Below are 25456 nucleotides of genomic sequence, written 5' to 3' on the forward strand. Positions count from 1 at the left end.
CCGCTCATGAGACCGGTCACCGAACACGACATCCGCACCTCGTTCGTCAACTGCTCCAAGGGCGAGGCCAAGCGCCTCGGCCTTCCCAAGGATCTCGCCGACCAGCCCTGGGAGGACCTCGACTTCCTCGGCTGGCGAGATCCGGGCGCGCCCGAACGCGCCTACCTGGTCGCCGAACGCGACGGCCGCCTCGTCGGGATCTCCCTCCGGGCGACATCCGGAGGCTCGCGCGGCTTCACCTCGCGCAGCATGTGCTCGCTGTGCCTGACCACGCACCCCGGCGGCGGCGTGGCGCTGATGACCGCGCGCCGGACCGGCGAGCCCGGCCGCCAGGGCAACTCGGTCGGGCAGTACCTCTGCACCGACCTCGCCTGTTCGCTCTACACGCGGGGGAGGAAGCAGGCCGCGGGGGACGGGGTGATCGTCGTGGAGGAGTCCCTCACCCCGGAGGAGAAGGCCGTCCGCACCCGGGCCAACCTGCACTCCTTCCTGGACAAGGTGACCGGATGACCGTACGGGTGAGCGGGCGGGCACGCCGTATCGAGCACCACAAGCGCGTGCGCCATTCCGACTTCATCGAGCGGGCCTTCGGCGAGACCTGCCGACCCTGGAAAAGGGAAGCGATTCCCCTGCCGGGTGAACCCGGCAGGGGAATCGCCAGATCTGATGGGCTCAGCAGAACTCTGGTCCTAGGATCGGGCCATGAGCAGGACCGACCGTGCCGGCCGGGTAATCGCGGCACCACCGGCGACTGTCTACGGCGCCCTCCTCGACCGGGAGTCGCTCGAGGCCTGGCTGCCGCCGGACGGCATGCGCGGGCGGGTCGAGCGGTGGGATCCCCGGCCTGGCGGCGGGTTCCGGATGGTCCTCACCTACCTCGACTCCACCGACAGCCCCGGCAAGACCTCAGAGTCGACGGATGTCGTCGACGTCGGGTTCGCCGACCTGGTGCCACCGGAGCGTGTGGTGCAGCGGGCGGTGTTCGAGGCCGACGATCCGTCGTACGCAGGCACCATGACCATGACCTGGCACCTCGCCGCCGCCGGTGACGGGACCGAGGTGACCGTCACCGCCACGGACGTGCCACCCGGCATCGACCAAGCGGACCACGAAGCCGGGATCGCCTCCTCGCTGGCCAACCTGGCGTCGTACGTCGAAACGGCCAGCTGACTCAACCGGTACTCCCGAAGACATCCCGCAGTGCTAAGCCGTCAAGCGGCATCGAGACCTTCGAAGGCGGCCAGCACGCCGATTCGGCGGCCCGGTGACTCGTCCGCGCCGGCCGTCCGGCGTTTGCGCGTCGCCGCAGGGAGCGTCCAGCTTGAAGCCGCAGTAGGCGACGTGGTCCAACGATGTCCGTCGCGCCGTGCGATCTCCAGGAAGGCGCTGCGAGTACCTCTCGAGACCGGGACGATCCAGATATGAAGAAAATGGTCGCCTGCGTCGCACTGGTATCGCTGACGTCCTGCGGGTACATCCAGGGTTCCTGGTACCACTGGAGTGACAGCTACTGAGCCTTCTTGGACTTCCGGCCGGACGGTTCGGAAGCGGGTGATGCCGGGTTGCTCGGACTGGGCAGGGTCGCCTGACGACCTGTCCAGCGGCGGCTTGACGCCCGCCTCTGCCGGTTCGCCCGTTCTGAGCTGCGGCTCAGGAACGCTTTTCGTCCTGTCGGTGCCGCCACCTGCTCGGTAGGGTCTGGCACGCCACCTGCCCGCCTGATTGACTGGCGCCGTGCTGACCTCCCGGGACTCAACCCGGTCCTCTGGACGAGCCTTGGTGAAGTTGATCATAATAACGCCGCTGATGGGCGTCGTGCTCGCCCTGGGCATGTGGTGGTTGCTGACAGAGGGATGGGACGCCCTGCTGGATGCCCTGCCGATATGGCTGCCGCATGCTCGTCAGTAGCCACGAACTCCGGCGCATGAGGCGCTTTTCATCCTGTGCAGCGGGCCCGTGGCAAGGTGCGGGACCTTCCCACGGGCTTCCGTTTCCACGACCTGCGGCACCACACCAGACGGAGACCGCGCGATGAACGTGCAGCTCACCGCGCGGTGACCGGTCAGACGTCGTAGTAGAGCTCGAACTCGTGCGGGTGCGGGCGCAGGCGGATCGGGTCGACCTCGTTCTCGCGCTTGTAGGAGATCCAGGTCTCGATCAGGTCCTGGGTGAAGACGCCGCCCTCCAGGAGGTACTCGTGGTCGGCCTCCAGTGCGGCCAGCACCTCCGGCAGCGAACCGGGCACCTGCGGGATGTTGCGGGCCTCCTCCGGCGGGAGCTCGTAGAGGTCCTTGTCGACCGGCTCGACCGGCTCGATCTTGTTGCGGATGCCGTCGATGCCGGCCATCAACTGGGCGGCGAAGGCGAAGTAGGGGTTGCAGGAGGGGTCCGGCACGCGGAACTCGATGCGCTTGGCCTTCGGGTTGGAGCCCGTGATCGGGATGCGGATGCACGCCGAGCGGTTGCGCTGGGAGTAGACCAGGTTGACCGGGGCCTCGTAGCCGGGGACCAGGCGGTGGTAGGAGTTCACCGTCGGGTTGGTGAAGGCCAGCAGCGAGGGGGCGTGCTTGAGCAGGCCGCCGATGTAGTAGCGGGCGGTGTCGGACAGGCCCGCGTAGCCGACCTCGTCGTAGAAGAGCGGCTCGCCGTCCTTCCAGAGCGACTGGTGGCAGTGCATGCCCGAGCCGTTGTCACCGAAGATCGGCTTGGGCATGAAGGTGACGGTGTGGCCGTGCTCCAGGGCCGTGCTCTTGACGATGTACTTGTACAGCATCAGGGTGTCGGCGGCCTTGAGCAGCGTGTTGAACCGGAAGTCGATCTCGGCCTGGCCGGCGGTGCCCACCTCGTGGTGCTGCATCTCCACGTCGATGCCCGCGTCGATGAGGCGGCGGACCATCTCCGAGCGCAGGTCGGTGAAGTGGTCCATCGGCGGCACCGGGAAGTATCCGCCCTTGTAGCGCGGCTTGTAGCCGAGGTTGCCGCCCTCCTGGGCCTTGCCGGTGTTCCAGGCGCCCTCGATGGAGTCGATGTGGTAGTAGCTGGCGTGCGCGCTGGTCTCGAAGCGCACGTCGTCGAAGATGTAGAACTCCGCCTCGGGACCGAAGTAGACCGTGTCGGCGATGCCGGTGCCGCGGAGGTACTCCTCGGCCTTGCGGGCCACGTTGCGCGGGTCGCGGCTGTAGGCCTCGCCCGTCAGCGGGTCGTGCACGAAGAAGTTGAGGTTCAGGGTCTTGTGCTGCCGGAACGGGTCCAGCACCGCCGTCGACGGGTCGGGCAGCAGCAGCATGTCCGACTCGTGGATCGCCTGGAAGCCGCGGATCGACGATCCGTCGAACATCAGGCCGTCGGTGAAGACGCTGGAGCCGAAGTTCTCCGTGGGGAAGGTGAAGTGGTGCGTCGTCCCGGGCAGGTCGGTGAACCTGACATCGACGAACTGCACTCCTTCGTCCTTGATGAACTTCAGGACGTCGTCGGCGGAGTTGAACACGCGAACCTCCCAAGGGGCACGGGCTATCGGACCGAAAGTAGGCCTGTGCCGTTACCGCCCCGTGTCTCGTTTGTTTCACCCGTGTTAAGCGGAGCCCCCTCCACGGTAGCCTGGAGGGTGGGTGTCATCGAGTGGGAGCAACGCCTCTTTTGCCCGGTCTTCACCTCATGTCCTGTGCGCCAGTCGGCACGTGTCGCCGTCGCTGCCGTCGTCCAGGTCGTCCAGGTCGTACGGGTCGATCGGGGCGCCGGTGGCCCTGGTGACCTCCTCATCCTCGGGTGATCCCTCGTAGAACGGGTGTACGAAGCCGTCGTCGGCGTCGCACCGGGCGCCCGTGACGCCGTCGGAGTTCCAGTTGCGGACCCAGACCACCAGCTCGCCGTCCTGCCGGTAGACGTCGACCTCGCCCGCGTTGTGGGCGATGACCCGCATGGTGGTGTACGGCCGGCCGGGGCGGCGGACGGCGTAGACGAACAGGTAGTTCACCTTGATCCGCGCGCCGGAGAACCCGTTCTCCTTGAAGGACGAGAGCTTCGTCCTCCCATGGACCTTGATCACATCGGTGGCGAGCTCGGTGCTCTTCGGCGCGAAACTCGTCAGCCAGTACCTGCCGTTGAACTCGCCCTTCTTCGGCTTCCCGCGGGCGATGCTCTTGAGGAACCGCTTGCGCTCCTCGGGGTGGAGCAGCCTGGCGAACGGCTTGGGATCGCCCTCGATCAGGGTGCGGTGGTCGAGATTGGAGGCCTTGAGCAGGGCGCGGACCCGGCGCAGGGCCTTGGCGACGTCCTTTTCGCCGAGCCCGCCGAGGGCCCTGGCGGGCGGCATCACCAGGCCCTCGGCCCCGTCGGCGTAATCGGCGGCCGGAGAGCCGTCGAAGGGGGAGGGCGCCATCGCCTCCCCCTCCGGAGCCGTCGTCTCCTCCGGGACCGGGGTGGCGTCCTCTTCGAAGACGGGGAGCCGCTCGGCCAGGACGGTGCGCGCGGAGTCCAGGAGCTCCGGCCGGTAGGTGACGAGCACCCCCGCCGCGGCCACCAGGACCGCGGTGACCGCGGCCGCGGACGCCGCGATGATCCGCCGCCGCCGGCGGCGCCTGAACCGGGGCAGGTGCGCCCATTCCCGCTCGACGGCCCGGCTCCGCTTCCGGCGCTCCTCGTCGTCGATCTGGGCCGTGAGCTCCTGGAAGCGCCGGTCGATGTCGTCCATGTCTGACACTGGGGGGTGCTCCGGCGGCAAGTGATGAGTGAGAAGGCTGGCGACCATAATGGACGCTTTTGTCCCGTCTGGGAAATCGGCCCCGCCGGGTTCGGGGGCGGACCCGGCGGCGGATACCGTTGAGGGCATGAGCAGCAGGCAGCAGCCCCGGTGGACCCAGACGTGGCTCGGCGGGGTCAGATCCGCCGGAATCGACCTGGGCTACCCCGGAGAGCGGCTCGGGCTGCCCGAGGAGGGCAGCGGCGCGGTCGCCGGATTCGGCCGCCGGCTCGGCGCCATCGTGATCGACTGGCTGATCTGCACCTGGGCCATCGCCCAGGGCTTCCTCGGCGTCGACCCCGTCGAACGGGGATGGGTCCCGCTCGCGATCTTCGCGGGCACGACCCTGCTCCTGGTGGGCACCATGGGGATGACCTTCGGCATGCGCCTGCTCGGCATCCGCGTGGCCGCGCTCGACGGCGGCCGTCCCGGTCCGGTGGCCGTCGCGGTCCGCACGCTGCTGCTCTGCCTGGCCGTACCCGCGCTGATCTGGGACCGCGACCAGCGGGGCCTGCACGACCGCGCGGCGAACACGGTGGTCGTGCGGATGTGACCCGTACGGCCGGCGGACGTGACGGCCGCCCGCAGGCGACCGGTCTGTGCGCGACCGGCCCGCGCGGCCCATCGGCGAGATCGACGCCGAAGGGAGCAGCACCGGCGGAAGCAGCGCCGGACCGGGCGGAAACCGGGTCGGCCTCTCAGCGCGGCCGGACGCAGGTGAAGATCGCGGTGCCGGGCAGGTGGCGGCCGCGCAGCGGACTCCACCCGCCCCAGACCCGGTCGTGGCCCGGCGGCCACTCCGGCTCCGTCAGCGCCGCCAGGACCAGCCCCGCCGCCGTGACGCAGCCGACCCAGTCGGCCATCGTCCGGTGGTGCTCCACGTAGCTCGGCTCCCCGTCGGGGCCGACCTCCACGTACGGCGAGCGGTCGAAGTAGGAGCGGTCGGCGGTCAGCCCGCGGGGCCCGGGATCGTCGGGGAAGGCCCAGCGGACCGGGTGGCTGACCGAGAAGACGAAACGGCCTCCGGGCCGCAGCACCCGCCGGGTCTCGGCGAGCACGGCCGTCGCGTCCGCCACGAACGGCAGCGCCCCGTACGCCGAGCAGGCCAGGTCGAACGACTCGTCGGCGAAGGGCAGCGCCCCGGCGTCGGCCTGCACCACCGGCAGGGCCCGGCCGCCGGGACCGCCACTGCGACCGCCGCTGTGGCCACCACCGTGACCACTGCCGGGACCGCGACCGTGACCGCCGCCGGGACCGTCCTCGGCCGCGTGGTCGAGGTCGATCCGGCGGGAGTGCTGGAGCTGGCGGAACGACAGGTCGAAGGCGGCCACCCGGGCGCCCTGCCCGGCCAGCCACCTCCCGCACTGGCCCGCGCCGCAGCCGATCTCCAGGACGTCCCTGCCCGCCACGTCGCCCAGCAGGCGGGCGTCGGCCTCGTCGAGGCCCTCGGGGCACCAGACGAAACCGGCGTCCCGCAGGAAGGGGCCGTGCTCCGCCTGGTAGTCGTCCGCGGCGCCGTCCCACCAGCCGCGGTTGGCCCGCGAGGTGGCGACGGCGTCCACCGGACGGCGCTCGACCCCTTCCGGGGACATCAGCGCATCTTCGGGCGGGGCATCTTCGCGCCGCGCGGCAGCGGGCCCTTGGGCATCGGCAGCGTCTGAGGCAGCGCCTTGAGCCGGTTGTTGATCTCGTAGACCGCGGGCTTCTTGAGGTTGCGGGGCAGCTTCATCAGGTGCCGCTGGAGCTTGCCGATCGGGATCTGGCCCTCGCCGTCACCGGACTGGACGTCGTAGACCGGCACGTCGAGCGCGACCCGCTGGACCCGCTTCTTCTCGGCGACGAGCATCTTCTGCACGCGGCTGCCCGGCCCCTCGGAGACCAGGATGATGCCCGGGTAGCCGACGACGCGGTGCACGATGTCCTGGTCGCGGTTGACCGCGACGGCCGGGGTGACCTCCCAGTTGCCGCGCATGCCCTGCAGGATCGCCGCGGCGGCGCCGGGCTGGCCGTGGAGCATGGAGTACTGCGCCTTCTGGGCGAGCTGGCCGAACACGACCAGGCCGACGGTGAGGGCCAGCATCACGCCGATGACGTAGAGCGGCCACCAGCCCGTGACCAGGCCGATCACCACGCACAGGACGAGCGTGCCGAGCGCCGACGCGTAGACGATCGGCATGCCCTTCGGGTCGGCCTGCTTGATGATCTTGGCGATCATGCGGAGCTGCTTGACGCGCCCCGGGGTCTCTGGGACTTCGGGCTTCTTGGCCATGCTCAGAAGGATACAAATCCCGGGGTCAAGAAATGAAAATGTGACCTTCCCCCGCCGCTCCGCGGAGGGTGTCCGGAATGGGCCGCGGCAGGCGGGCAGGCGGGCAGGCGGGCAGACGGACGGGCAGGCGGGCAGACGGAGAGGCGGACGGGCGGTGGAGAATCCGCGATGGACCGGAGCGGTACTGCGGGCGGCGGGCCCCGCGCCGGCCGGAGCGGGGCGGGGAGAGCGGAAAGGCCCCGCGCCGGGCGCGGAGCCTTTCGGAGACGGAAGAAGACCGGAGCCCGGGAAGCGGAGCCGTCAGGCGTTCTGACGGGCCTCGACGGCCTGCTTGTAGAGGCGTCCGGCCCGGTAGGAGGAGCGGACCAGCGGTCCGGACATGACCCCGGCGAAGCCGATGGCCTCGGCATCCTTCTGGAACTGCACGAACTCCTCGGGCTTGACCCAGCGCTCCACCGGGTGGTGGCGCGGGGTGGGCCGGAGGTACTGGGTGACGGTGAGCAGGTCGCACCCGGCCTCGTGCAGGTCGCGCATGGCCTCCAGCACCTCCTCCGGCTCCTCGCCCATGCCCAGGATCAGGTTGGACTTGGTCACCAGCCCGGCCCGGCGGGCCTTGGTGATCACTTCCAGGGAGCGCTCGTAGCGGAAGCCGGGGCGGATGCGCTTGAAGATCCGCGGCACGGTCTCGATGTTGTGCGCGAACACCTCGGGCCGGGCGGAGAAGACCTCCTCCAGCTGACCCTGGTCGCCGTTGAAGTCGGGGACCAGCAGCTCGACGCCGCAGCCGGGCAGCAGTGCGTGGATCTGCCGGGCGGTCTCGGCGTACAGCCAGGCGCCGCCGTCGGGCAGGTCGTCGCGGGCGACGCCGGTCACGGTCGCGTAGTTGAGGCCCATCTGGCGGACCGACTCGGCGACGCGGCGCGGCTCGTCGGTGTCGTACTCCTTGGGCTTGCCGGTGTCGATCTGGCAGAAGTCGCACCGCCGGGTGCACTGGTCGCCGCCGATGAGGAAGGTCGCCTCGCGGTCCTCCCAGCACTCCGAGATGTTGGGACATCCGGCTTCCTGGCAGACGGTGTGCAGACCCTCGCGTGCGACCAGCGCCCGCAGCTCGGTGTGGTTGGGCCCGGTCCGGAACCGGGTCTTGATCCACTCGGGCTTCTTCTCGATGGGGGTCTCGGCGTTGCGAACCTCCAGGCGGAGGAGCTTTCGGCCTTCTGGAGCTACGGTCACGCCTCTCACCTTACGTCCCCCCGCGCCGGGAAGCGGACCCGGGGCGGCGGGGCGGCGGCCGGGGCGGTCGAGGACCGCCGCGGGAACGGCAGGGAACGCCGGGGGAGCGGCAGGGGGCCGCCGCGGGAACGCCGGGGGCGCCGCAGAGACCGGGTCCCCGCGCAGGAGAGCGCCCACCCCTACCGCCGGAAGAGGTCCTCCTCGGGCAGGTCGCGGCTCTCCGCGCCGAGGGCCTCCGCCAGGCGCTTCTCGGCGTACGGCATGACGTCGTCGACCACGATCCGACGTCCGGTCTCGGCCGACAGCGAGGAGACGCCGGCGTCGGCGAACCCGCAGGGGACGATGCGGTTGTACCAGCTCGGGTCGTTGGAGCAGTTGAGCGCGTAGCCGTGCATCGTGACGCCGCCGGCCACCCGGATGCCGACCGCGCCGACCTGACGGTCCGGCAGGCCGTGGGAGGGGTCGCCGGGGACCCAGACGCCGCTGCGCCCGGCCACCCGGCCGGCCTGCACCCCGAAGTCGGCGCAGACCTTGATGAGCGACTCCTCCAGCAGGCCGATGTAGGTCACCACGTCCAGGCGCTCGTGCAGCCGGACGATCGGGTAGCAGACGAGCTGGCCCGGACCGTGCCAGGTGATCCGGCCTCCGCGGTCGACGTCGATGACGGGCGTGCCGTCACCGGGCCGCTCGTGCGGGGCGGTGCGCCGCCCGGCGGTGTAGACCGGGGCGTGCTCGAGCATCAGGCAGGTGTCGGGCGCCTCCCCCGCCACCCGCCGGGCGTGGATCCGCCGCTGGAGATCCCAGGCCTGCTCGTAGGGGACATCGACGCCGAGACGGACGACTGCCAGCTCACTCACGGTTCAAGAGTAGTTGACCGGTCCGACATCAGGACGTGAGGAGGCGGGGCTCGATGCGGAACTCCTTGACCCCGTCCGCGCCGTCGTGCTCGACCCGGTAGGCGCAGGCGCCCTGCCGTACGCTGACGGCCTGGATGAACTCGGTGCCGACGTAGTGGAGCCCGACGCCCTCGTCGGCGGCGTAGCCGTCGGGCAGCTCGCCGGAGGCCACCGACGCGTGCAGCAGCTCGCGCCGCTGCGGGTCGGAGTCGTAGTGCACGCCGCACGAGTAGGGCAGCAGCGCCAGGCCGTCGGACCACGGCCGCAGGGCGGGGCCGAAGGAGTCGGTGTTGCCGCCGACGTGCCAGCAGAGCGCGCCCGCGCTCTGCCCGGACAGCACCACGCCCGCGTGCCAGGCCTCCTCGAAGGCCTCGTCCAGGCCGTGCAGCCGCCACAGCGCCGCCAGGTTGGCCACGCTGCCGCCGCTGACGTAGATCATGTCCTGGCTCAGGATCCACTCGCGGGGGTCCTCGACGTTGGGCATCGGGAAGACCGTCAGGTGGCTGAGCTCGACGTCCCACTCGCGGAACGCCCCGTACATCTTCAGCAGCCACTCCGCGTCGTCGCCCGTCGCGGTGGCCAGCAGGCCCAGCCTGGGCCGGTCCTGGCCGGTCAGGTCGAGGCCGTAGCGCAGGAGCCCGCTCGCCTCGACGAAGCCGTAGCGGGCGGAGGGGCGGAACGAGCCGCCGCCGATGGCGAGGATGTGCGACTGGCCGGATCTGCTCATGATGTCGATCTCCCCGGTGACTCCAGTGGGAACAGGGACCCTAGAGTACGGCGGAGAGTGCCTCGTTGAGGTGGATATGCCGGAACGCGTAGCCCGAGTCGAGCAGCCGCCGGGGGAGCACCCGCTGCCCGGTCAGCACGCCCTCCTGCGCGAACCCGCCGAGCGCGGCGCGCAGCACGGGGGCGGGCACGGGCAGCGGCATCGCCGGCCGGCGCACCGCCCGGGCCAGCGCCGCGGTGAACGCGGCGTTGGTCACCGGCTCTGGCGCGGTCAGGTTCACCGGCCCCTCGACGGCCCGCTCGCCCATGACGTGCCGTACGGCGCGCACCCAGTCGTCCACGGAGATCCACGACCAGTACTGGCGCCCGGAGCCGAGCGGCGCGCCCAGGCCCAGCTTGAAGATCGGCAGGACGCGGCGGAGCATGCCGCCCTCGCCGCTGAGCACCAGTCCGGTCCGGAGCGTCGCCGTCCTGATCCCCGCGGCGGCGGCCGGCTCGGCCTCGGCCTCCCAGGCCCGGACCACCTCCGCGAGGAAGCCCTCACCGGAGGGGGCGGACTCGTCCACCTCGCGGTCGCCGGTGTCCCCGTAGTAGCCGACCGCGGACCCCGACAGCAGCACCGCGGGCGGGGCCGAGAGCCGGGTCAGCGCCGTCACCAGCGTGCGGGTGCCCTCCACCCGGCTGCGCAGGACCTCGCGCCTGTGCTCCTCGGTCCAGCGGCGGTCGCCGATCCCCGCGCCGGCGAGGTGGACCACCGCCTCGGCCCCCTCCAGGGCCGCCGGGTCGATGAGGCCCTTGCCCGGGTTCCAGAACGACTCGTCGGCGCTCTGCGGCGCCCGCCGCACCAGCCGGACCACCCGGACGCCGTCGGCCCGCAGGGATCTGATCAGCGCCGAGCCGAGCAGTCCGGAGGAACCCGTCACGATGGTCGTCATGCGGCCAATCTAACCGGCCGTTCCCGGGATCCCCCGGAGGCGGGTCCCGGGAGAGGTCGCGGAGCACGTCCCCGGGCGGCGGGGCACGGACGCGGGGACACGGCCCCGCCGGGATCCACCGGGAGAACCCGGATCCGCCGGCAGAAAAGGACCGGGCCGGTCCGCGCGAGGCGGACCGGCCCGGCCGGGGAGAACGGGGACTAGGCGTTGAGGCCCAGCTGGTTCTCGAAGCGGCCCTCCTCGAGACGGCGCTTGACCGTCGTCAGGAAGCGGGCCGCGTCGGCGCCGTCGACCAGGCGGTGGTCGTAGCTGAGCGCGAGGTAGACCATGGAGCGGACGGCGATGACCTCGCCGTCGGGGGTGTCCACCACGACCGGGCGCTTGACGACCGAGCCGGTGCCCAGCATGCCGACCTGCGGCTGGTTGAGGATCGGCGTGTCGAACAGCGCGCCGCGGCTGCCGGTGTTGGTCAGCGTGAACGTGCCGCCGGTGATCTCGTCCGGGCTCACCTTGTTGGTGCGGGTGCGCTCGGCCAGGTCGGCGATCTTACGGGCCAGCCCGGCGATGTTGAGGTCGCCGGCGTTCTTGATCACCGGGACGAGCAGACCGCGCTCGGTGTCCGTCGCGAAGCCGAGGTGCTCGACGTCGAAGTAGGTCACCTCGTTGGTCTCGCTGTTGATCGTGGCGTTCAGCTTGGGGTGCTGCTTGAGCGCCTCGATCGTCGCCAGGGCGAAGAACGGCATGAAGGAGAGCTTGACGCCCTCACGCCGCTGGAACTCGCCCTTGGCCTGGTCGCGCAGGCGCGCGATCCTGGTGACGTCGACCTCGACCACCGTGGTGAGCTGCGCCGAGACCTGCAGCGACTCGACCATGCGCTTGGCGATGGTCTGACGCAGGCGCGACATCTTCTCGGTGCGGCCGCGCAGGGTCGTGTCCACCGAGACCGGCTCGGGAGCCGGGGCGGCGGCCTGCGGGGCGGCCTGCGCCGGGGCCGCGGCCTGCGGGGCGGGCGCGGCGGCCGGCGCCTGGGCGGGGGTCCGCTCGCGCTGGGCGCGCGCGGCCTCCAGCACGTCCTGCTTGCGGATGCGGCCGCCGACGCCGGTGCCGTTCAGGCTGTCGAGGTCCACGTTGTGCTCGCTGGCGAGCTTGCGGACCAGCGGCGTGACGTAGGGGCTCTCGGCGGACGGCTGGGGAGCCGCGGCCGGGGCCTGCGGCGCCGGGGCGGGGGCCTGCGGCGCGGGCGGGGCCTGGGGAGCCGGAGCCGGAGCGGCGGCCTGCGGGGCCGGCGCGGGCGCCGGGGGAGCGGGCGGGGCCGCCTGGGGGGCGGGGGCCTGCGGGGCGGGCTGCGGGATCGAGGAGATCGGCGCCTGCGGGGCGGGCTCCGGCTCGGGGGCCGGCTCCGGCTCCGGGGCCGCCGGGGCCTCGGCGGGGGCGGCGGCGCCCTCGGTGGCGTTCTCGTCGATGAGGGCGAGCTCGGTGCCGACCTCGACGGTCTCGTCCTCAGCGACAATGATCTTGGTGAGGATTCCGGCCGCGGGCGACGGGATCTCGGTGTCCACCTTGTCGGTGGACACCTCGAGGAGCGGCTCGTCGGCCTCGACGCGCTCGCCCTCCTTCTTCAGCCAGCGGGTGACGGTGCCCTCGGTGACGCTCTCGCCGAGCTGGGGCATCTGTACGGACTTCGGCATGGTGTCTTCTCTCGCGTTCCGAGTGAGGGCTTCGACTAGTTGTGGACGTGCAGCGGCTTGCCGGCCAGGGCGAGCATCGCCTCGCCGACGGCCTCCGACTGGGTCGGGTGGGCGTGGATGAGCTGGGCGACCTCGGAGGGCAGGGCCTCCCAGTTGTAGATCAGCTGGCCCTCCGTGACGAGCTCGCCGATGCGGCGGCCCACCATGTGGATGCCGAGCACCGGGCCGTCCTTCTGCGCGATGACCTTCACCGCGCCCTGGGTGCCCAGGATCTGGCTCTTGGGGTTGCCCGCGAGGTCGTAGGTCATCTCCACGATCTCGTGGCCCTTCTCCCGGGCCTGGGCCGAGGTGATGCCGATCGAGGCGACCTCGGGGTCGGAGTAGGTGATGCGGGGCACGCCGTCGTAGTCGATCGCGGGCGGGTTGAGCCCGGCGATGTGCTCGGCGACCATGATGCCCTCGGCGAAGCCGGCGTGGGCGAGCTGCAGGGTCGGGATCAGGTCGCCGACCGCGTAGACGCCCGGCACGCTGGTCTGGCAGTGCTCGTCGACGACGACGGTGCCGCGCTCGATGGCGATGCCGTTCTCCTCGAAGCCCATGCCGGCGGTGACGGCGCCGCGGCCGACGGCCACCAGCAGCAGCTCGGCCTCCAGGGTCTTGCCGTTGGCCAGGCTGACGACCACGCCGGTGTCGGTGGTCTTGACGCCCTCGAAGAAGACACCCAGCTCCTGCTTGATGCCGCGGCGGCGGAAGGCGCGCTCCAGCAGCTTGGAGCTGGACTCCTCCTCCAGCGGGAGCAGGTGCGGCAGGCCCTCGACGATCGTCACCTCGGCGCCGAAGGAGCGCCAGACGCTGGCGAACTCCACGCCGATGACGCCGCCGCCGAGGACGACCACCGAGGCCGGCACGCGGTCGAGCTTGAGCGCGTGCTCGCTGGTGATGATCCGCTCGCCGTCGATCTCCAGGCCGGGCAGCGACCTGGGCGCCGAGCCCGTGGCCAGCACGATGTTGCGGCCCTCGTAGACGTCGTCGCCCACGGCGATGCGGTTGGGGCCGACCAGGCGGCCCTCGCCCTCGACGATCGTGATGCCCTTGCTCTTGAGCAGGCCCTGCACGCCCTTCCAGGCGCGGGTGACGATCTTGTCCTTGAACGCGTGGACCGCGGGGACGTCGATGCCCTCGAAACGGGCCTTGACGCCGTAGCTCTCGCTCTCGCGCGTCTCGTCGGCCACCTCCGCGGAGTGGAGGAGGGCCTTGGTGGGGATGCATCCCCGGTGCAGGCACGTGCCGCCGATCTTGTCCTTCTCGATCAGCACGACCGTCTTGCCCAGCTCGGCCGCCCGCAGAGCGCAGGCATACCCACCGCTACCGCCACCCAGGACGACGATGTCGTAGGGGCCGCTGCCATCAGCCACAGGAATGCTCCTTGTCGGATCGTTATGCCGCCGGGGGCCGGCTTCTGACCGGGCCCCGGCAAGCGCATCTTTTCACTTGTCCACGCCGCGTGTTCCCTGCTCGCGCAGGGTTTGACCTCAGCGCGAGTACTGTTCGGCGAGGCCGACGAGGGTCCGGGTGATCGCCCCGGTCCCGCCCTTCGGCGTGTAGCCGTGCGGTTCGCCCTTGTTGAAGGCGGGACCGGCCATGTCGATGTGCGCCCAGCGCACGCCCTCCGGCACGAACTCCCGCAGGAAGATGGCCGCGGTCAGCATGCCCCCGAAGCGCTCGGGGTGCAGGTTGGCGATGTCGGCGACGGGGGAGTCGAGCCCCTTGCGGAGCTCGTCGGGCAGGGGCATGCCCCAGGTGCTCTCGCCCTGCTCGGCGGCGATCCGGACGACCTCCTCGCGGAGCTCGTCGTCGTTGGCCATGACGCCGGCCGTACGCCAGCCGAGCGCGACGATCTGCGCGCCGGTGAGCGTGGCGACGTCCACGATCAGGTCGGGGGAGTCCTCGCCCGCGCGGGCGATGCCGTCGATCAGGACCAGGCGGCCCTCGGCGTCGGTGTCGAGCACCTCCACGGTCTTGCCCGCGTAGCTGGTGAACACGTCCGACGGGCGCTGGGCGGTGCCGCTGGGCATGTTCTCGGCCAGGCACAGGTAGCCGACCGCGTTGACCTTCAGGCCGAGCCGGGCGATCGCGACGAGTGCGCCGAAGACCGCGCCCGCGCCGCCCATGTCGGACTTCATCCAGTCCATCGAGGCGGTCGGCTTGAGCGACAGGCCGCCGGAGTCGAAGGTGATGCCCTTGCCGACGAACGCGACCGTCTTGGCGGCCTCCGGGTGGCTGTAGGCGAGCCGGACCAGGCGGGGCGGGTTGACCGAGCCCTGGCCGACGGCGACGATGCCGCCGTAGCCGCCCTCCTTGAGGGCCTTCTCGTCCAGGACCTCGACCGACAGGCCGGCCTCGGCGCCGGTCTGCTCGGCGATTTCGGCGAAGCGGGCCGGCCACAGGTCCGAGGGCGGGGTGTTGACCAGGTCGCGGACCAGGGAGACGGAGGCGGCGACGGTGGCGGCGCGCCCGACGGCGGCCTCGGCCCCCTCGGCGCGGCTGAGCACGGTGATCTCGTCGACCGGGGCGGTCTGCTCCCCGCCGGTGCGGTATCTGGTGAAGGAGTAGGCGCCGAGCAGCCCGCCCAGGGCCAGCGCGGCGGTCCGCTCCGCGTCCGCGGCGGGCAGGGCGAGGGCGACGCGGCCGGTCCCGGCCAGGGCGCGGGTCGCGGTGCCCGCCGCGCGGCGCAGGACCTCGGGGTCGTAGTCCCCCTCGGGGGCGTCGCCGAGGCCGACGGCGACGAGGAGCGGGGCGGTCAGCGCGCCGAAGGTCGGAACCTTGGCGATCTCACCCGGCTTGCCCTTGACGCCCATGGCGCCGAGGGTGGCGGCGAGCCTGCCGCCGAGCGCCTCGTCGAGCCCTTCGGCCCCGGGGGCGGCCCGCAGGCCGTCCGGACCGGTGTGGACTCCGACGACCAGCGCTTCGGTATCGAAAGAGACGACGTTGTCACTTGAGTTCAGCCGCACAGTGGTCACGTAGGCCGATGCTAGTCCTGCCGGGGCCGTACGCATAAACGAGGGGTCGTCCTACCAATCGGTAAACCTTGAATGGTGCTATTAGGAGTAGCTTCATCGCATGTCTGGTGCTACTGTCGATAGCACCATGTTGCTCACTCTGGATCTGAACGACCCCCGGCCGCTGCACGAACAGGTCGCCGGGACGATCCGCCGCGCCATCGCCGACGGGTCCTACACCCCCGGTGACCGGCTGCCGCCCGCCCGCGACCTGGCGGACGCGCTCGGCATCAACGCCAACACCGTCCTGCGCGCGCTGCGCGAACTGCGGGACGAGGGCCTGCTGGAGTTCCGCCGCGGCCGGGGCGTCAGCGTGCTGAACCGCCCGGACGCCCGCGGGGCGCTGACGGAGGCCGTGCGCGAACTGCTCGCCGAGGCCGACCGGTACGGCTACGGCCCCGAAGAAGTCATCCACATCATCAGGGAGCTCTCATGACCGACTCCGCCCGCCGGCCGTCCACGTCCGCCCCGCCGGGCGGCCGCGCCTCCTCCCGGGGGTTCGCCGTCGCCGTCGCCGCCGTCTGGGGCGCGCTCGTCACCGCGGCCCTGGTCACCGTGCCGCTCGCACTCCGCGACCGCCTGCCCGAGCCGATGGCGGTCCACTGGAGCGGCGGCTCCGTCCCGGACCGGAGCATGCCCTTCGCCGGCGACCTCGCCACCGGTCTGGCCCTGTGGGGCGTGGCCTGGGTGTTCCTGCTCGGCGCCGCCCTGCACGGCGCGGCCCTGCGCGGGCGGCCGACGCGCGTGCAGTGGTGGGGCTTCCTGTTCGGCTGGGCCGTGTTCGCGCTGGGCGTCCAGGGCGCCACGCTCCTGGCCAACCTCGACGCGGGCGACTGGCGGCGGGCCCTGCTGCCCGGCTGGACGGTCCTCGCCGTCCTGGGCGCCGCCGTCGCGGTGGGCGTGCTCGCGGGATGGCTCGGCAGGGGCGGGCCGGACCGGGCCCCGGACCCCGAGGCGAAGGCGCCGAGCCTGCGGCTCCGCCCCGGCCGGCGCGCGGTCTGGGTGAGCCGCACATCCAACCCGTGGCTGCTCGCCCTCTCGGGGGTGGCGCTGACCGGCTCGGCCGGAGCGGCCGTGCTGGCCGCCGCGGGAGTCCTGGACGGTTCGGCCGCCTGGACCGCCGCCGCGGCCACCGCCCTCGCCGCGCTGCTCGGGCTCGCCACGGCCACGATCCAGGTCAGGGTCGACGCCGACGGCCTGCGGGTCGGCTTCGGACCGCTGGCCCGGCCCGCCTACCGGGTGCCGGCCGGTGCCATCGAGTCGGCCCGGGCGGAGCGGGCCACCCCCGGCCAGGTCGGGGGATGGGGACTGCGGGGCGTGCCCGGCACCGGCCGGACGACCCTCATGCTCCGCGGCGGCGAGCACCTGGTGATCCGCCGCACCACGGGCGGTGAGTTCGCCGTCTCCGCCGACGACGCCGAGCGCGGCGCCGCCCTCCTCAACGCCTACACCGCCGAGAGCGACGCACTCCGCCCATGACCGGACCCCGCCGCCACGAGCCCTACCGCCCGGCCGATCCGCACGTCGGCGCAGAGCCCTCACCCCGTTCCCCTCCGGCCCGCCCCCTCCGTCCGCGGGCGGGCCGGTCCCGCCTGTGAAAGGTGACGCCATGCCCCGCCGACCCACCGACCTGTGGGTGTTCCTGTCCGTCGCGTTCGGCCTGTCCTGGCTGATCGCCTCCCCTCTCTGGCTCGGGGACGTCGCACTCGGCTCCCCGGCCGCCCTGGCGATCAGCCTGGCGATGATGTCCACCCCCGCCCTCGGCGTCCTGGCCGTCCGGCTGCACGGCGGCCGGAGCGGAGCGCCCGGGGCATCCCGGCGCGAGTGGGCCGCGAGCACCGGCCTGACCCTCGGGGAGCGCCGGGGCCGCACGGTGGCGTTCGTCGTGCTGGCCTGGCTCGGCACCCCGCTGCTGGTCGCCGCGGCGACCGCGGCCAGCGCCGCCCTCGGCCTGCTCAGCCTCGACCTCGACGGCCTCAGCCTGTTCCGGCGCGGCCTCGCCGGGGCCGCTCCCGGCCAGACCCCCGTCGCGGACCCGCATGTCCTGCTCGCCGCCCAGCTCGCGGTGGCGGTGCTGGTCGGGCCGCTGGCCAACACGGTCGCGGCGCTCGGCGAGGAGTGGGGCTGGCGCGGCTGGCTGCTGCCCCGGCTGATGCCGCTGGGCACCGCGCGGGCGCTGCTGCTGTCCGGGGTCATCTGGGGGGCCTGGCACGCCCCGCTCACCCTGCTCGGCTACAACTACCCGGCGCTCGGCGCCTGGGCGGCGCCCTTCTTCGTCGTCTTCTGCGTGCCGTACGGAGCCCTGCTCGGCTGGCTGCGGCTGTACTCCGGCAGCGTCTGGCCCGCGGCCGTCGGCCACGGCGCGCTCAACGCCACGGCGGGCGTCCCACTGCTCCTGGGCGACGCCGCCGCCCCGCCGGACCTCGTCGTCGCCGGGATCACCGGCCTGGTCGGCTCGGCGCTGCTGGCGGCGGTCTCCGCCGTGCTGTTCAGGCGCTGGCCGGTACGGCGGCCCGCCGTGTCACGGTCCGGAGCCGCCGTCTGAGAACGCCCTCCGAAAGCGTCGCCCGCAGGCCACCGCCCACCGCCCACCTGCCGAGGTCGTGGCCCGGGTCCTCGGCGGGGGTCGTCTTCCGTCCCGTCGCGCCCGGATGCCCGGCGGGGCTCACCACAGGGCTCAGGGCTCAGGGTTCACCACAGGGCCACGCAGGCCAGCAGGGCGGCGGCCGCGGCGGTCTCGGCGAGCGCGCCGAGCACGTCCCCGGTGATCCCGCCCAGCCGCCGCACCGCCCGGCGCCGCAGCACCGACGCGGCGAGCAGCCCGGCCGCAACCGCCGGAAGGCCGAGGAACAGGACGAGCGGCGACCAGCTCGCGAGGAGATCGGCAGCGGGGGCGAGGGACACGCCCACCACGTCCGAGCGGGCCGGATCCGCCTCGGTCCCCTCGAGTGCCGCGTAGGAACCGATGCCCGTGCCCTCCGTGGAGGTGTACTCCGCGTAGCGGCGGCCGAAGGCGTCGTCCGGGGGGAGCAGGCGAAGGGCCCCCAGGCAGTAGGCGCACGTCAGCACCGCCAGGCCGACGAGGGACAGGGCGGTCGCGGCCAGGGCGGGGCCGCGCCGTACGGTGCCCGCGACCATCGCGCCGAGCCCGCCCGGCCGGGCCGCCGGGACGCCCTCCCGGCAGGCCCAGGTGATCGCCAGCCGCCCCGTGACGCAGGCGGCGACCAGCGCGACGGGCCCGTACCCGGCGGCGGAGGCCTCCGCCAGCGCCGCGACCTGGACGCCCAGCACCAGGACCAGCGTCACCACGCCGAAGGGGCCGATGTCGGAGCGCTTCATGACGTCCAGGGCCTGCTCGGCGGGCCTGCCGCTGCCCAGCCCGTCGGCCAGGTCGGCCAGCCCGTCCAGGTGCAGGGCCCGGGTGAGCAGCGCGAGCGTGCCGACCGCCAGGACCGAGGCGAGCAGCGGCGAGACCCCCAGCCAGAGCGCGGCCGAGAGCACGACCGCGGCGACCCCGCCGAGCAGCGCGCCGACCAGCGGGGCGAGCGCCATCGCCCGCCCGCCCGCCCGGCGGTCCACGGTCCCCGGCCGCACCGGGAACACGCTCAGCGTGCCGACCGCCAGCCGGAGCCCGTCACCGAACGCGGACGGACGCCCGGAGCCGTCCGGATCCCCGACCTCATCTGAGCTTCCGGAGCCCTGCGAACCTCGGCGAGGGCCAGGTCCGCCGGAACCCCCGACGTCTCCGGCACCCCCGGGACCGCCGGAAGCCCCAGGCCCGCCGGGGTCTCCGGTGTTCTCGGGGGCGCCGGTGCCCTCCGGGGGCGGTTCTCCAGACATGACCGACGATCGTAGCGCCGGGTCGTCCCTCCGCCGGGACGGGACGGTCCGGCCGGGAGCGGACCGTCAGACGGGCAGCGGGAGCAGGCGCCCGGCGACGACGAGGGCCACCTCCTCCGACTCGGCGGCCAGGCGCTGGTTGAGGCGGCCCAGCACGTCGCGGAAGAGCCGCCCGCCGGAGGTGGCGGGGACCACGCCCAGGCCGACCTCGTCGGAGACGGCGACGACGCGCGCCCGCGTCCGCCGCCACGCCGCCACCAGCTCGTCGCAGCGCGCCTCCACCCGGGCGAGCGCCTCCGGGGCCCGGTCCCAGGCACCGCACCCGTCGAGGACGGCGGTGACCCAGGTACCCAGGCCGTCGACCAGCAGGGGGGACCGCGCCTCCGCCAGCAGCCCGGCCAGGTCCGTGGTCTCGGCCGTGCTCCAGTGGGCGGGACGCCGCTCCCGGTGGGCCCGGATCCGGCCGAGCCACTCCGGGTCGCCGTCCCCGGACGGCCCCGTCGCCGCGTAGACGACCTCGGGCTCGGCCAGCAGCCGCAACTCGGCCTCGGCCGACTTGCCCGACCGCGACCCGCCCAGCAGCAGGGTCCGGCGCGGCGGCTCCGGCCGGGCGGGCGCGGGCCCGCGGGCGTCGAGGAGCGTCCCGTCGGGTACGGCCCGCACCCCCCACAGTGCGAGCCGCCGCTCCAGCTCGGCCTCGCTCGGCACCCGGTGGTCGATCCCGACGGCGACGACGTGGGTGCGGCCGGTCACCAGGCCCAGGCGCCGCAGCAGGCCCAGCCGCTCCGGCCGGTCCAGCACGTCGAGGAGCACGACGTCGTAGGGGCCGTCCGCGGGGCCCGGGACGAAGCCGGGGGCCGCGTGCAGCAGGCGGCCGCCGTCCGCGGCGACCACGGTGAAGCCGTCCTGTGGCAGCGGGCGGCCGTCGACGAGGACCCGGGTGGGGCGGCGGGGGACGGGCAGGCGGCCGCAGGAGGCGCAGGGGCAACCGGGGACGGGCCGGCCGAGCGGCCCCGCCGTACCCTCGAACAGGACTTCCACCCGGAAAGGGTCGCACGGCGCGGCGGATGTCCGGTGCGCCGGACTTCGAGATCACGTAGGCTCACGGAGCCGCCGGGAGACCAGTCGGGGCCGGCGGCGGCACCGGCGAGAGGGAGCGTGTGGCATGGCGTGGCGCTGGCGTTACGAGGACGCGAACGGCGGAGAGGTGACCGAGGGGGTCATGATGCCGGGCGACGCGTTCACGAGTCAGGCCGACGCGGAGTCCTGGCTCGGCGAGAACTGGCGCGAGCTGCTCGCCGCCGGCGTTGAGAAGGTCACCCTCCTGGAGGACGACCGGGTCGAGTACGCCGGAATGTCACTGCGCGAGGAGTAGGAGCGGTCCCCGCTCCCCGCTCCCCGCACCGGGGAACGGAGAGCGGAGGCGCCGCCGTCGCGGCTACGGGCGCTTGGGCGGGCTGACGGTCTTGGCCGGGTCCCGCTCGACGATCGGGTCCAGCACGTCGTCGATCTTCTTCAGCACCTCGGCGTCCAGCTTCACCCCGGCGGCCTTGACGTTGTCCCGGACCTGCTCGGGCTTGGTCGCACCGACGATGGCGGAGGAGACGTTCGGGTTCTGCAGCACCCACGCCACCGCGAGCTGGGCCATGGTCAGGCCGAGGTCGGCGGCGATCGGCTTCAGCTCCTGGACGCGGGTGAGCACGTCGTCGGCGAGCATCCGGGAGATGAAGTTGCCCCCGGTCGGGTCGGTGGCCCGCGAGCCGGCGGGCGGCGGCTGGCCCGGGAGATACTTGCCGGTGAGCACGCCCTGGGCGATCGGGGACCAGACGACCTGGCCGAGGCCCTCCTTCTGGCACAGCGGCACGACCTCGGCCTCGATGACCCGCCACAGCATGGAGTACTGCGGCTGGTTGGAGACCAGGCGGTCGAAGCCCATCTCGTCGGCGATCTTCAGCGCCGCGGCGATCTGCTCGGCGTTCCACTCGCTGACGCCCACGTAGAGGACCTTGCCCTGGCGGACCAGGTCGTCGAAGGTCTTGAGGGTCTCCTCGAGGGGCGTCTCGTGGTCGAACCGGTGCGCCTGGTACAGGTCGACGTAGTCGGTCTGCAGACGGCGCAGCGAGCCGTGGATCGACTCGGTGATGTGCTTGCGGGACAGCCCGCGGTCGTTGGGGCCGGGGCCCGTCGGCCAGTAGACCTTGGTGAAGATCTCCAGAGACTCCCGGCGCACGCCCTTGAGCGCGCGGCCGAGCACTTCCTCCGCCTTGGTCCCGGCGTAGACGTCGGCGGTGTCGAAGGTGGTGATCCCCTCGTCGAGCGCCGCCTTCACACATTCCTTGGCGGCGTCCTCCTCGACCTGGGAGCCGTGCGTGATCCAATTGCCGTAGCTGATCTCACTGACCATGAGACCGCTGCGGCCGAGGTGACGGAATTCCATGTCTTCGACCCTAGTAGGCGCCGGCTGAAGATCTGATCCGGGATACTCTGCCCGGCGTGCGGCATTTGGTCACTTATCGATGGGTACGGCTCGCGCTCGCGACGGCGGTGGTCGTCGCGGCGGTCGCCGCGGCCGTGCGTCTGCGCCGCCGCCCGGCTCCCTCCGGCGCGCAGCCGGCGCCGGGGGAGGGGACCTCTCGCGGGATGAGGGTTCCCGGCGGGCGGGAGGACCCGCCGCGGGGGCCCGCGCCGGACTCCGCGCCGGACTCCCCGCCCGGCTCCGCGCCCGGCTCCCCGGCGTGGCCGCCCGTCCCGGTCCTCGGTGCTCCGACGGCCGCCGACCTGGCGCGTCTCGCGCGCGAGCCGTACGAGCCGAAGCCTCCGCCGCCGCCGAGGCCGCCGCTGGACGAGGCGACCCGCCGGAGGGTGGTGCGCTGGGGCTCCGCGGCGATCGCCCTGTGCGTGCTGGTCTTCGCCGTCCAGGCGCTGGAGACGGCGGTCTTCTCCGAGGAACCCGCCACCGAGGTCACGTCGGAGTTCGTCGTGACGATGTGCGATCCGCCGGAGGCGGCCGGAGTCCGCGAGGGCCTGGAGCCGGGCCTCATCGACTGCGGGGAGGACGGTCTCGGGAACGGGGAGTGGATCGCCGGTGCGGGCGGGGGCACCGGCTTCACGGAGCCGGCCCCGGCCCCCGCCCCGGGCTCCTCCGGAGGCCCGGAGAGCACCGGCGGTACCGGCGGCACCGGTGGCGCCGAGGCGGAGCCGACCGGGACCGTCCCCGACCGGGACTGCTCCCCGGCCGTACGCGCGCCGGTGGTGCGCGCCGCGGACCCGAAGGTGGTCCGGGCGGTGAACCGGCAGTGGCGGCGGATCGAGCGGTGGCTGAAGGCCAACGCGCCGGAGACCCACCGGAGGCTCCCCGGCCCCGCCCGCGCGCGGACGATCGCCGTCGCCGAGGCGCAGATGGGCCTGCGCTTCCCCGACGACCTGAAGGCCTCCCTGCTCCGGCACGGCGGCTCCGCCGGCGGCGGCCCGGAGAGCCGGGGGTTCCCCTTCTTCCTGCACTCGAGCATGGACGTGCGGGGGATCCGCGACACGTGGCGGCGGCTGTGCGGGATCGACGCCGAGGATCTCACCGATCCCCGCACGGACTGGTGGGACGGCCGGATGATCCCGGTCGGCGAGGACGGGCTCGGCAACCACCTGGTGGTCGACTCGGTCCGGCGCGACGTCGGGGAGACGGACCACGAGGGGAGCATGGACTTCGCCCCGGGAGGCGTGCCGATCCGCTCCCACCACGCGCTGCTGCGGATGACCGCCGACGCACTGGAGAACGGCGGCTCCGTCGGCTACTGGAGGCCGGTGGCGAGCGGGGGAACGCTCGACTGGAGGATCGAGGACGAGGACTGACGGCCACGGGGACCGCGCACGGGGACTGCGCACGGTACGGCTCACGGGGACCGCGTCCGGTACGGCGGGGCCCGGCCGCACCGGAAGGACGGCCGGGTGTTGCGGGGAGGGCGGCGGGCGACCGGCGGGGAGGGCGGCAGGCGAGAGCCCCGCCTCTCCTCGCGGAGGGACGGGGCTCGGTGGCGGGTCCTACTTCTTCGGCGGGACCGGCTTGCCGCCGGGGAGGAACTGCGGCGGCGGGAAGCGCAGCTTGCGGATCTGCAGCGCGCGCATCGCCGCGTAGAAGCCGACGCCCCGCAGGCTCTCGCCGGGGAACTTCTCGGCGGCGAGCTTCTTGACCTTCCAGGACACCCAGATCGAGGTGAACAGGACGCCGAGCATCATGATCGGCCAGCCGATCCCGATCACGGCCGCGGTGACCTGCCCGCGGACGGCGACCGGGAAGGGGATCCAGGTGAGCAGCAGGATGGCCAGGGAGAACGGCAGGAAGTACTGGCTGACCAGGCGGCGGGAGTCGACCCAGTCACGGGCGAACTTGCGGACCGGTCCCCGGTCGCGGGCCGGGAAGTAGCGCTCGTCGCCGCGCATCATGCCCTCGCGGGCCTTGGCGCGGTCGGCGGCCTGGCGCTCGCGGAGGTTCTTGTAGGCCTCTTTGCGGTTCTTGGGAGCGGTCACCGGCTGGCGGCGACGGCCTTCGGCGTCCCGGCGCTTGGGTGTGGGACGCCCCTTGCCCGCAGGCTTAGGATCGGTGGCGGAGACGGGGGAATCGTCCGCGGTGGTCTGGGTACGTCGGAACACAAGGTCAGCCTACCGGGACTGCAACTTAGTGACGCCCCCGTGCGTTATGCGTAGGGTGAACCCTATGTGGCTCCGCCGCTCTTGCCGGGGGCCGGAATCACTGGGGTGGCCTGAAGCGCATTTGAAGAAGGGGACGGCCGACGCGCATGAGCGTGATGAAGAGACTTTCCATGATCTTCAAGTCCAAGGCCAACGAGGCCCTGGACAAGATGGAGGATCCGCGCCAGACCTTGGACTACTCCTATCAGCGGCAGCTGGAGCTGCTGCAGAAGGTGCGCCGGGGCGTGGCCGACGTCGCAACCTCGCGCAAGAGGGTCGAGCTGCAGATCAACCAGATCGAGGCGCAGGCGCGCAAGCTGGAGGAGCAGGGGCGCAAGGCGCTCAGTGTGGGCCGTGAGGACCTCGCCCGCGAGGCGCTGACCCGCCGCAACGGCCTGCAGACCCAGATCGCCGACCTGAAGGTGCAGCACGACAACCTGCAGGCGGAGGAGGAGAAGCTCACCCACGCCTCGCACCGACTCCAGGCCAAGGTCGACGCCTTCCGCACGCGCAAGGAGACGATCAAGGCCACCTACACCGCGGCCGAGGCGCAGACGCGGATCAACGAGGCCTTCTCCGGCATCTCCGAGGAGATGGGCGACGTCGGCCTGGCGATCCAGCGCGCCGAGGACAAGACCGCGCAGATGCAGGCGCGGGCCGGGGCCATCGACGAGCTGCTCGCCAGCGGCGCGCTGGACGACTTCAGCGGGTCGCGCGGCGACGACATCCAGGCGGAGCTGGACCGGATGGGCGGCGGCACCGACGTCGAGCTGGAGATCGCCCGGATGAAGGCCGAGCTGGGCCAGGCGCCCGCGCCGAAGAGCGCGATCGAGCAGGGGCAGCCGCAGCAGCAGCCGGCCCCGCAGCAGCAGTACCAGCAGCAGCCGCCGCAGGCCGAGCCGTACGGCCAGCCGCAGCAGCCGACCCAGCAGTACCGCCAGCCGGGGGAGGGCCAGTGATCGTTCGCATCATGGGCGAGGGGCAGGTCGAGATCGCGGCCGACGACCTCGCCGCGCTCAACAAGCTGGACGGCGAGCTGGAGGCGGCCATCCAGGCGGGGGACGAGGAGACGTTCCGGGGCCGGCTGCACGCCCTGCTGGACAAGGTCCGCGAGGTCGGCAGGGAGCTGCCGGACGAGAGCCTGGAGCCGTCGGAGCTGATCCTACCGCCGGCCGACGCCTCGATGGAGGAGGTCCGGGAGATGCTGGGGGACGAGGGCCTGATCCCCGGATAGCGCGCCTTCCTCCACGGATGCCCGGAGCGGAGCGGATCCGCCCCGGGCCGGGCCCTCCCGGCATCGGGCGGGCCTTTTCTGTGCCCCTACCCCGGGGTTGATGTGCAGGTTACGGAGATTTGCCCTCACAATGGGACAGAAAAAGCCCAGTGAGAGAG

Annotated in this window: 26 protein-coding genes; 11 read left to right on the forward strand and 15 right to left on the reverse strand. The window is 72.8% G+C overall.

Annotated elements, in window-relative coordinates; genetic code table 11:
* Window positions 1–6: 6 nt before the first annotated feature.
* The 3 genes from HS048_RS14155 (at window position 7) to HS048_RS38165 (ending at window position 1908) form a co-directional block, all read left to right on the forward strand.
* On the forward strand, window positions 7–510 hold the full coding sequence (locus HS048_RS14155; RefSeq protein ID WP_196467192.1) for an FBP domain-containing protein: 504 nt from the start codon (window positions 7–9) through the stop codon (window positions 508–510).
* Between the two features lie 192 nt (window positions 511–702).
* Window positions 703–1170 (forward strand): SRPBCC family protein, encoded by a 468-nt coding sequence (locus HS048_RS14160; protein WP_068894292.1) that lies wholly within the window; start codon window positions 703–705, stop codon window positions 1168–1170.
* A 615-nt stretch (window positions 1171–1785) separates the two neighbouring features.
* Entirely contained in the window at window positions 1786–1908 is a 123-nt protein-coding gene (locus HS048_RS38165) for a hypothetical protein (protein ID WP_255529576.1), read from the forward strand.
* A gap of 154 nt (window positions 1909–2062) precedes the next feature.
* Here the strand turns inward: HS048_RS38165 and glnA are convergent, their stop codons facing one another.
* Complete coding sequence (gene glnA, locus HS048_RS14165) at window positions 2063–3487, reverse strand: type I glutamate--ammonia ligase (protein WP_189234784.1); 1425 nt, start codon at window positions 3485–3487, stop codon at window positions 2063–2065.
* A gap of 165 nt (window positions 3488–3652) precedes the next feature.
* Window positions 3653–4690 (reverse strand): hypothetical protein, encoded by a 1038-nt coding sequence (locus HS048_RS14170; protein ID WP_196467193.1) that lies wholly within the window; start codon window positions 4688–4690, stop codon window positions 3653–3655.
* A gap of 136 nt (window positions 4691–4826) precedes the next feature.
* Here HS048_RS14170 and HS048_RS14175 point away from each other — a divergent pair, with 136 nt between their 5' ends.
* Window positions 4827–5291 (forward strand): RDD family protein, encoded by a 465-nt coding sequence (locus HS048_RS14175; RefSeq protein ID WP_068894289.1) that lies wholly within the window; start codon window positions 4827–4829, stop codon window positions 5289–5291.
* 145 nt (window positions 5292–5436) lie between these two features.
* Here the strand turns inward: HS048_RS14175 and HS048_RS14180 are convergent, their stop codons facing one another.
* The 9 genes from HS048_RS14180 to HS048_RS14220 all read right to left on the reverse strand — a co-directional run bounded on the left by HS048_RS14180 (window position 5437) and on the right by HS048_RS14220 (window position 15538).
* A complete protein-coding gene (locus HS048_RS14180) occupies window positions 5437–6330 on the reverse strand; it encodes a class I SAM-dependent methyltransferase (protein WP_196467194.1) in 894 nt (297 codons plus the stop codon).
* Entirely contained in the window at window positions 6330–7007 is a 678-nt protein-coding gene (locus tag HS048_RS14185) for a DUF4191 domain-containing protein (RefSeq protein WP_068894287.1), read from the reverse strand. Before HS048_RS14185 ends, HS048_RS14180 begins: the two co-directional genes overlap by 1 nt.
* Before the next feature lie 300 nt (window positions 7008–7307).
* Complete coding sequence (lipA, locus tag HS048_RS14190; RefSeq protein ID WP_068894286.1) at window positions 7308–8237, reverse strand: lipoyl synthase; 930 nt, start codon at window positions 8235–8237, stop codon at window positions 7308–7310.
* Between the two features lie 179 nt (window positions 8238–8416).
* Window positions 8417–9094, reverse strand: a complete 678-nt coding sequence (lipB, locus tag HS048_RS14195) for a lipoyl(octanoyl) transferase LipB (protein ID WP_068894285.1) — start codon at window positions 9092–9094, stop codon at window positions 8417–8419.
* Between the two features lie 28 nt (window positions 9095–9122).
* A complete protein-coding gene (locus tag HS048_RS14200; RefSeq protein WP_068894284.1) occupies window positions 9123–9860 on the reverse strand; it encodes a peptidase E in 738 nt (245 codons plus the stop codon).
* Between the two features lie 40 nt (window positions 9861–9900).
* Window positions 9901–10794: a TIGR01777 family oxidoreductase gene (locus tag HS048_RS14205; RefSeq protein ID WP_068894283.1), complete on the reverse strand. Its 894-nt coding sequence runs from the start codon at window positions 10792–10794 to the stop codon at window positions 9901–9903.
* A 200-nt stretch (window positions 10795–10994) separates the two neighbouring features.
* Window positions 10995–12482, reverse strand: a complete 1488-nt coding sequence (gene sucB, locus HS048_RS14210; protein WP_196467195.1) for a 2-oxoglutarate dehydrogenase, E2 component, dihydrolipoamide succinyltransferase — start codon at window positions 12480–12482, stop codon at window positions 10995–10997.
* Window positions 12483–12517: 35 nt separating this feature from the next.
* Window positions 12518–13897 carry a dihydrolipoyl dehydrogenase gene (gene lpdA, locus HS048_RS14215; RefSeq protein ID WP_068894281.1) on the reverse strand — a complete coding sequence of 460 codons (1380 nt, stop codon included), beginning with the start codon at window positions 13895–13897 and terminating at the stop codon, window positions 12518–12520.
* 117 nt (window positions 13898–14014) lie between these two features.
* Window positions 14015–15538 carry a leucyl aminopeptidase gene (locus tag HS048_RS14220; protein WP_068894280.1) on the reverse strand — a complete coding sequence of 508 codons (1524 nt, stop codon included), beginning with the start codon at window positions 15536–15538 and terminating at the stop codon, window positions 14015–14017.
* Between the two features lie 91 nt (window positions 15539–15629).
* On the opposite strand from HS048_RS14220, the gene HS048_RS14225 reads away from it, so the two are divergent.
* The 3 genes from HS048_RS14225 (at window position 15630) to HS048_RS14235 (ending at window position 18086) form a co-directional block, all read left to right on the forward strand.
* Entirely contained in the window at window positions 15630–15977 is a 348-nt protein-coding gene (locus HS048_RS14225; RefSeq protein ID WP_196467196.1) for a GntR family transcriptional regulator, read from the forward strand.
* Window positions 15974–17020 carry a hypothetical protein gene (locus tag HS048_RS14230; protein WP_196467197.1) on the forward strand — a complete coding sequence of 349 codons (1047 nt, stop codon included), beginning with the start codon at window positions 15974–15976 and terminating at the stop codon, window positions 17018–17020. Before HS048_RS14225 ends, HS048_RS14230 begins: the two co-directional genes overlap by 4 nt.
* 130 nt (window positions 17021–17150) lie before the next feature.
* The gene (locus HS048_RS14235; RefSeq protein ID WP_196467198.1) at window positions 17151–18086 is read left to right on the forward strand and encodes a CPBP family intramembrane glutamic endopeptidase; all 936 of its coding nucleotides are present in this window, start codon (window positions 17151–17153) and stop codon (window positions 18084–18086) included.
* 146 nt (window positions 18087–18232) lie between these two features.
* Here the strand turns inward: HS048_RS14235 and HS048_RS14240 are convergent, their stop codons facing one another.
* Together HS048_RS14240 and HS048_RS14245 are read right to left on the reverse strand one after the other, a co-directional pair.
* A complete protein-coding gene (locus HS048_RS14240; protein ID WP_230881554.1) occupies window positions 18233–19165 on the reverse strand; it encodes an adenosylcobinamide-GDP ribazoletransferase in 933 nt (310 codons plus the stop codon).
* Window positions 19166–19447: 282 nt separating this feature from the next.
* Window positions 19448–20422 carry a bifunctional adenosylcobinamide kinase/adenosylcobinamide-phosphate guanylyltransferase gene (locus HS048_RS14245; protein WP_196467200.1) on the reverse strand — a complete coding sequence of 325 codons (975 nt, stop codon included), beginning with the start codon at window positions 20420–20422 and terminating at the stop codon, window positions 19448–19450.
* A 124-nt stretch (window positions 20423–20546) separates the two neighbouring features.
* Between HS048_RS14245 and HS048_RS14250 the strand changes: the two genes are divergently transcribed.
* Window positions 20547–20756 carry a hypothetical protein gene (locus tag HS048_RS14250; RefSeq protein WP_196467201.1) on the forward strand — a complete coding sequence of 70 codons (210 nt, stop codon included), beginning with the start codon at window positions 20547–20549 and terminating at the stop codon, window positions 20754–20756.
* Window positions 20757–20819: 63 nt separating this feature from the next.
* Here HS048_RS14250 and HS048_RS14255 read toward each other — a convergent pair whose 3' ends face one another.
* On the reverse strand, window positions 20820–21818 hold the full coding sequence (locus tag HS048_RS14255) for an aldo/keto reductase family protein (protein ID WP_068894276.1): 999 nt from the start codon (window positions 21816–21818) through the stop codon (window positions 20820–20822).
* A 56-nt stretch (window positions 21819–21874) separates the two neighbouring features.
* Between HS048_RS14255 and HS048_RS14260 the strand changes: the two genes are divergently transcribed.
* Entirely contained in the window at window positions 21875–23227 is a 1353-nt protein-coding gene (locus tag HS048_RS14260; protein WP_196467202.1) for an SMI1/KNR4 family protein, read from the forward strand.
* A 189-nt stretch (window positions 23228–23416) separates the two neighbouring features.
* On the opposite strand, the gene HS048_RS14265 is transcribed toward HS048_RS14260, so the two are convergent.
* Window positions 23417–24025: a DUF3043 domain-containing protein gene (locus tag HS048_RS14265; RefSeq protein ID WP_068894274.1), complete on the reverse strand. Its 609-nt coding sequence runs from the start codon at window positions 24023–24025 to the stop codon at window positions 23417–23419.
* A gap of 146 nt (window positions 24026–24171) precedes the next feature.
* Here HS048_RS14265 and HS048_RS14270 point away from each other — a divergent pair, with 146 nt between their 5' ends.
* On the forward strand, window positions 24172–25023 hold the full coding sequence (locus HS048_RS14270) for a PspA/IM30 family protein (protein WP_196467203.1): 852 nt from the start codon (window positions 24172–24174) through the stop codon (window positions 25021–25023).
* Entirely contained in the window at window positions 25020–25298 is a 279-nt protein-coding gene (locus HS048_RS14275; RefSeq protein ID WP_068894272.1) for a hypothetical protein, read from the forward strand. Before HS048_RS14270 ends, HS048_RS14275 begins: the two co-directional genes overlap by 4 nt.
* Window positions 25299–25456 lie beyond the last annotated feature (158 nt).

This window comes from Planomonospora sp. ID91781, from assembly GCF_015711595.1.
Taxonomy (GTDB): domain Bacteria; phylum Actinomycetota; class Actinomycetes; order Streptosporangiales; family Streptosporangiaceae; genus Planomonospora; species Planomonospora parontospora.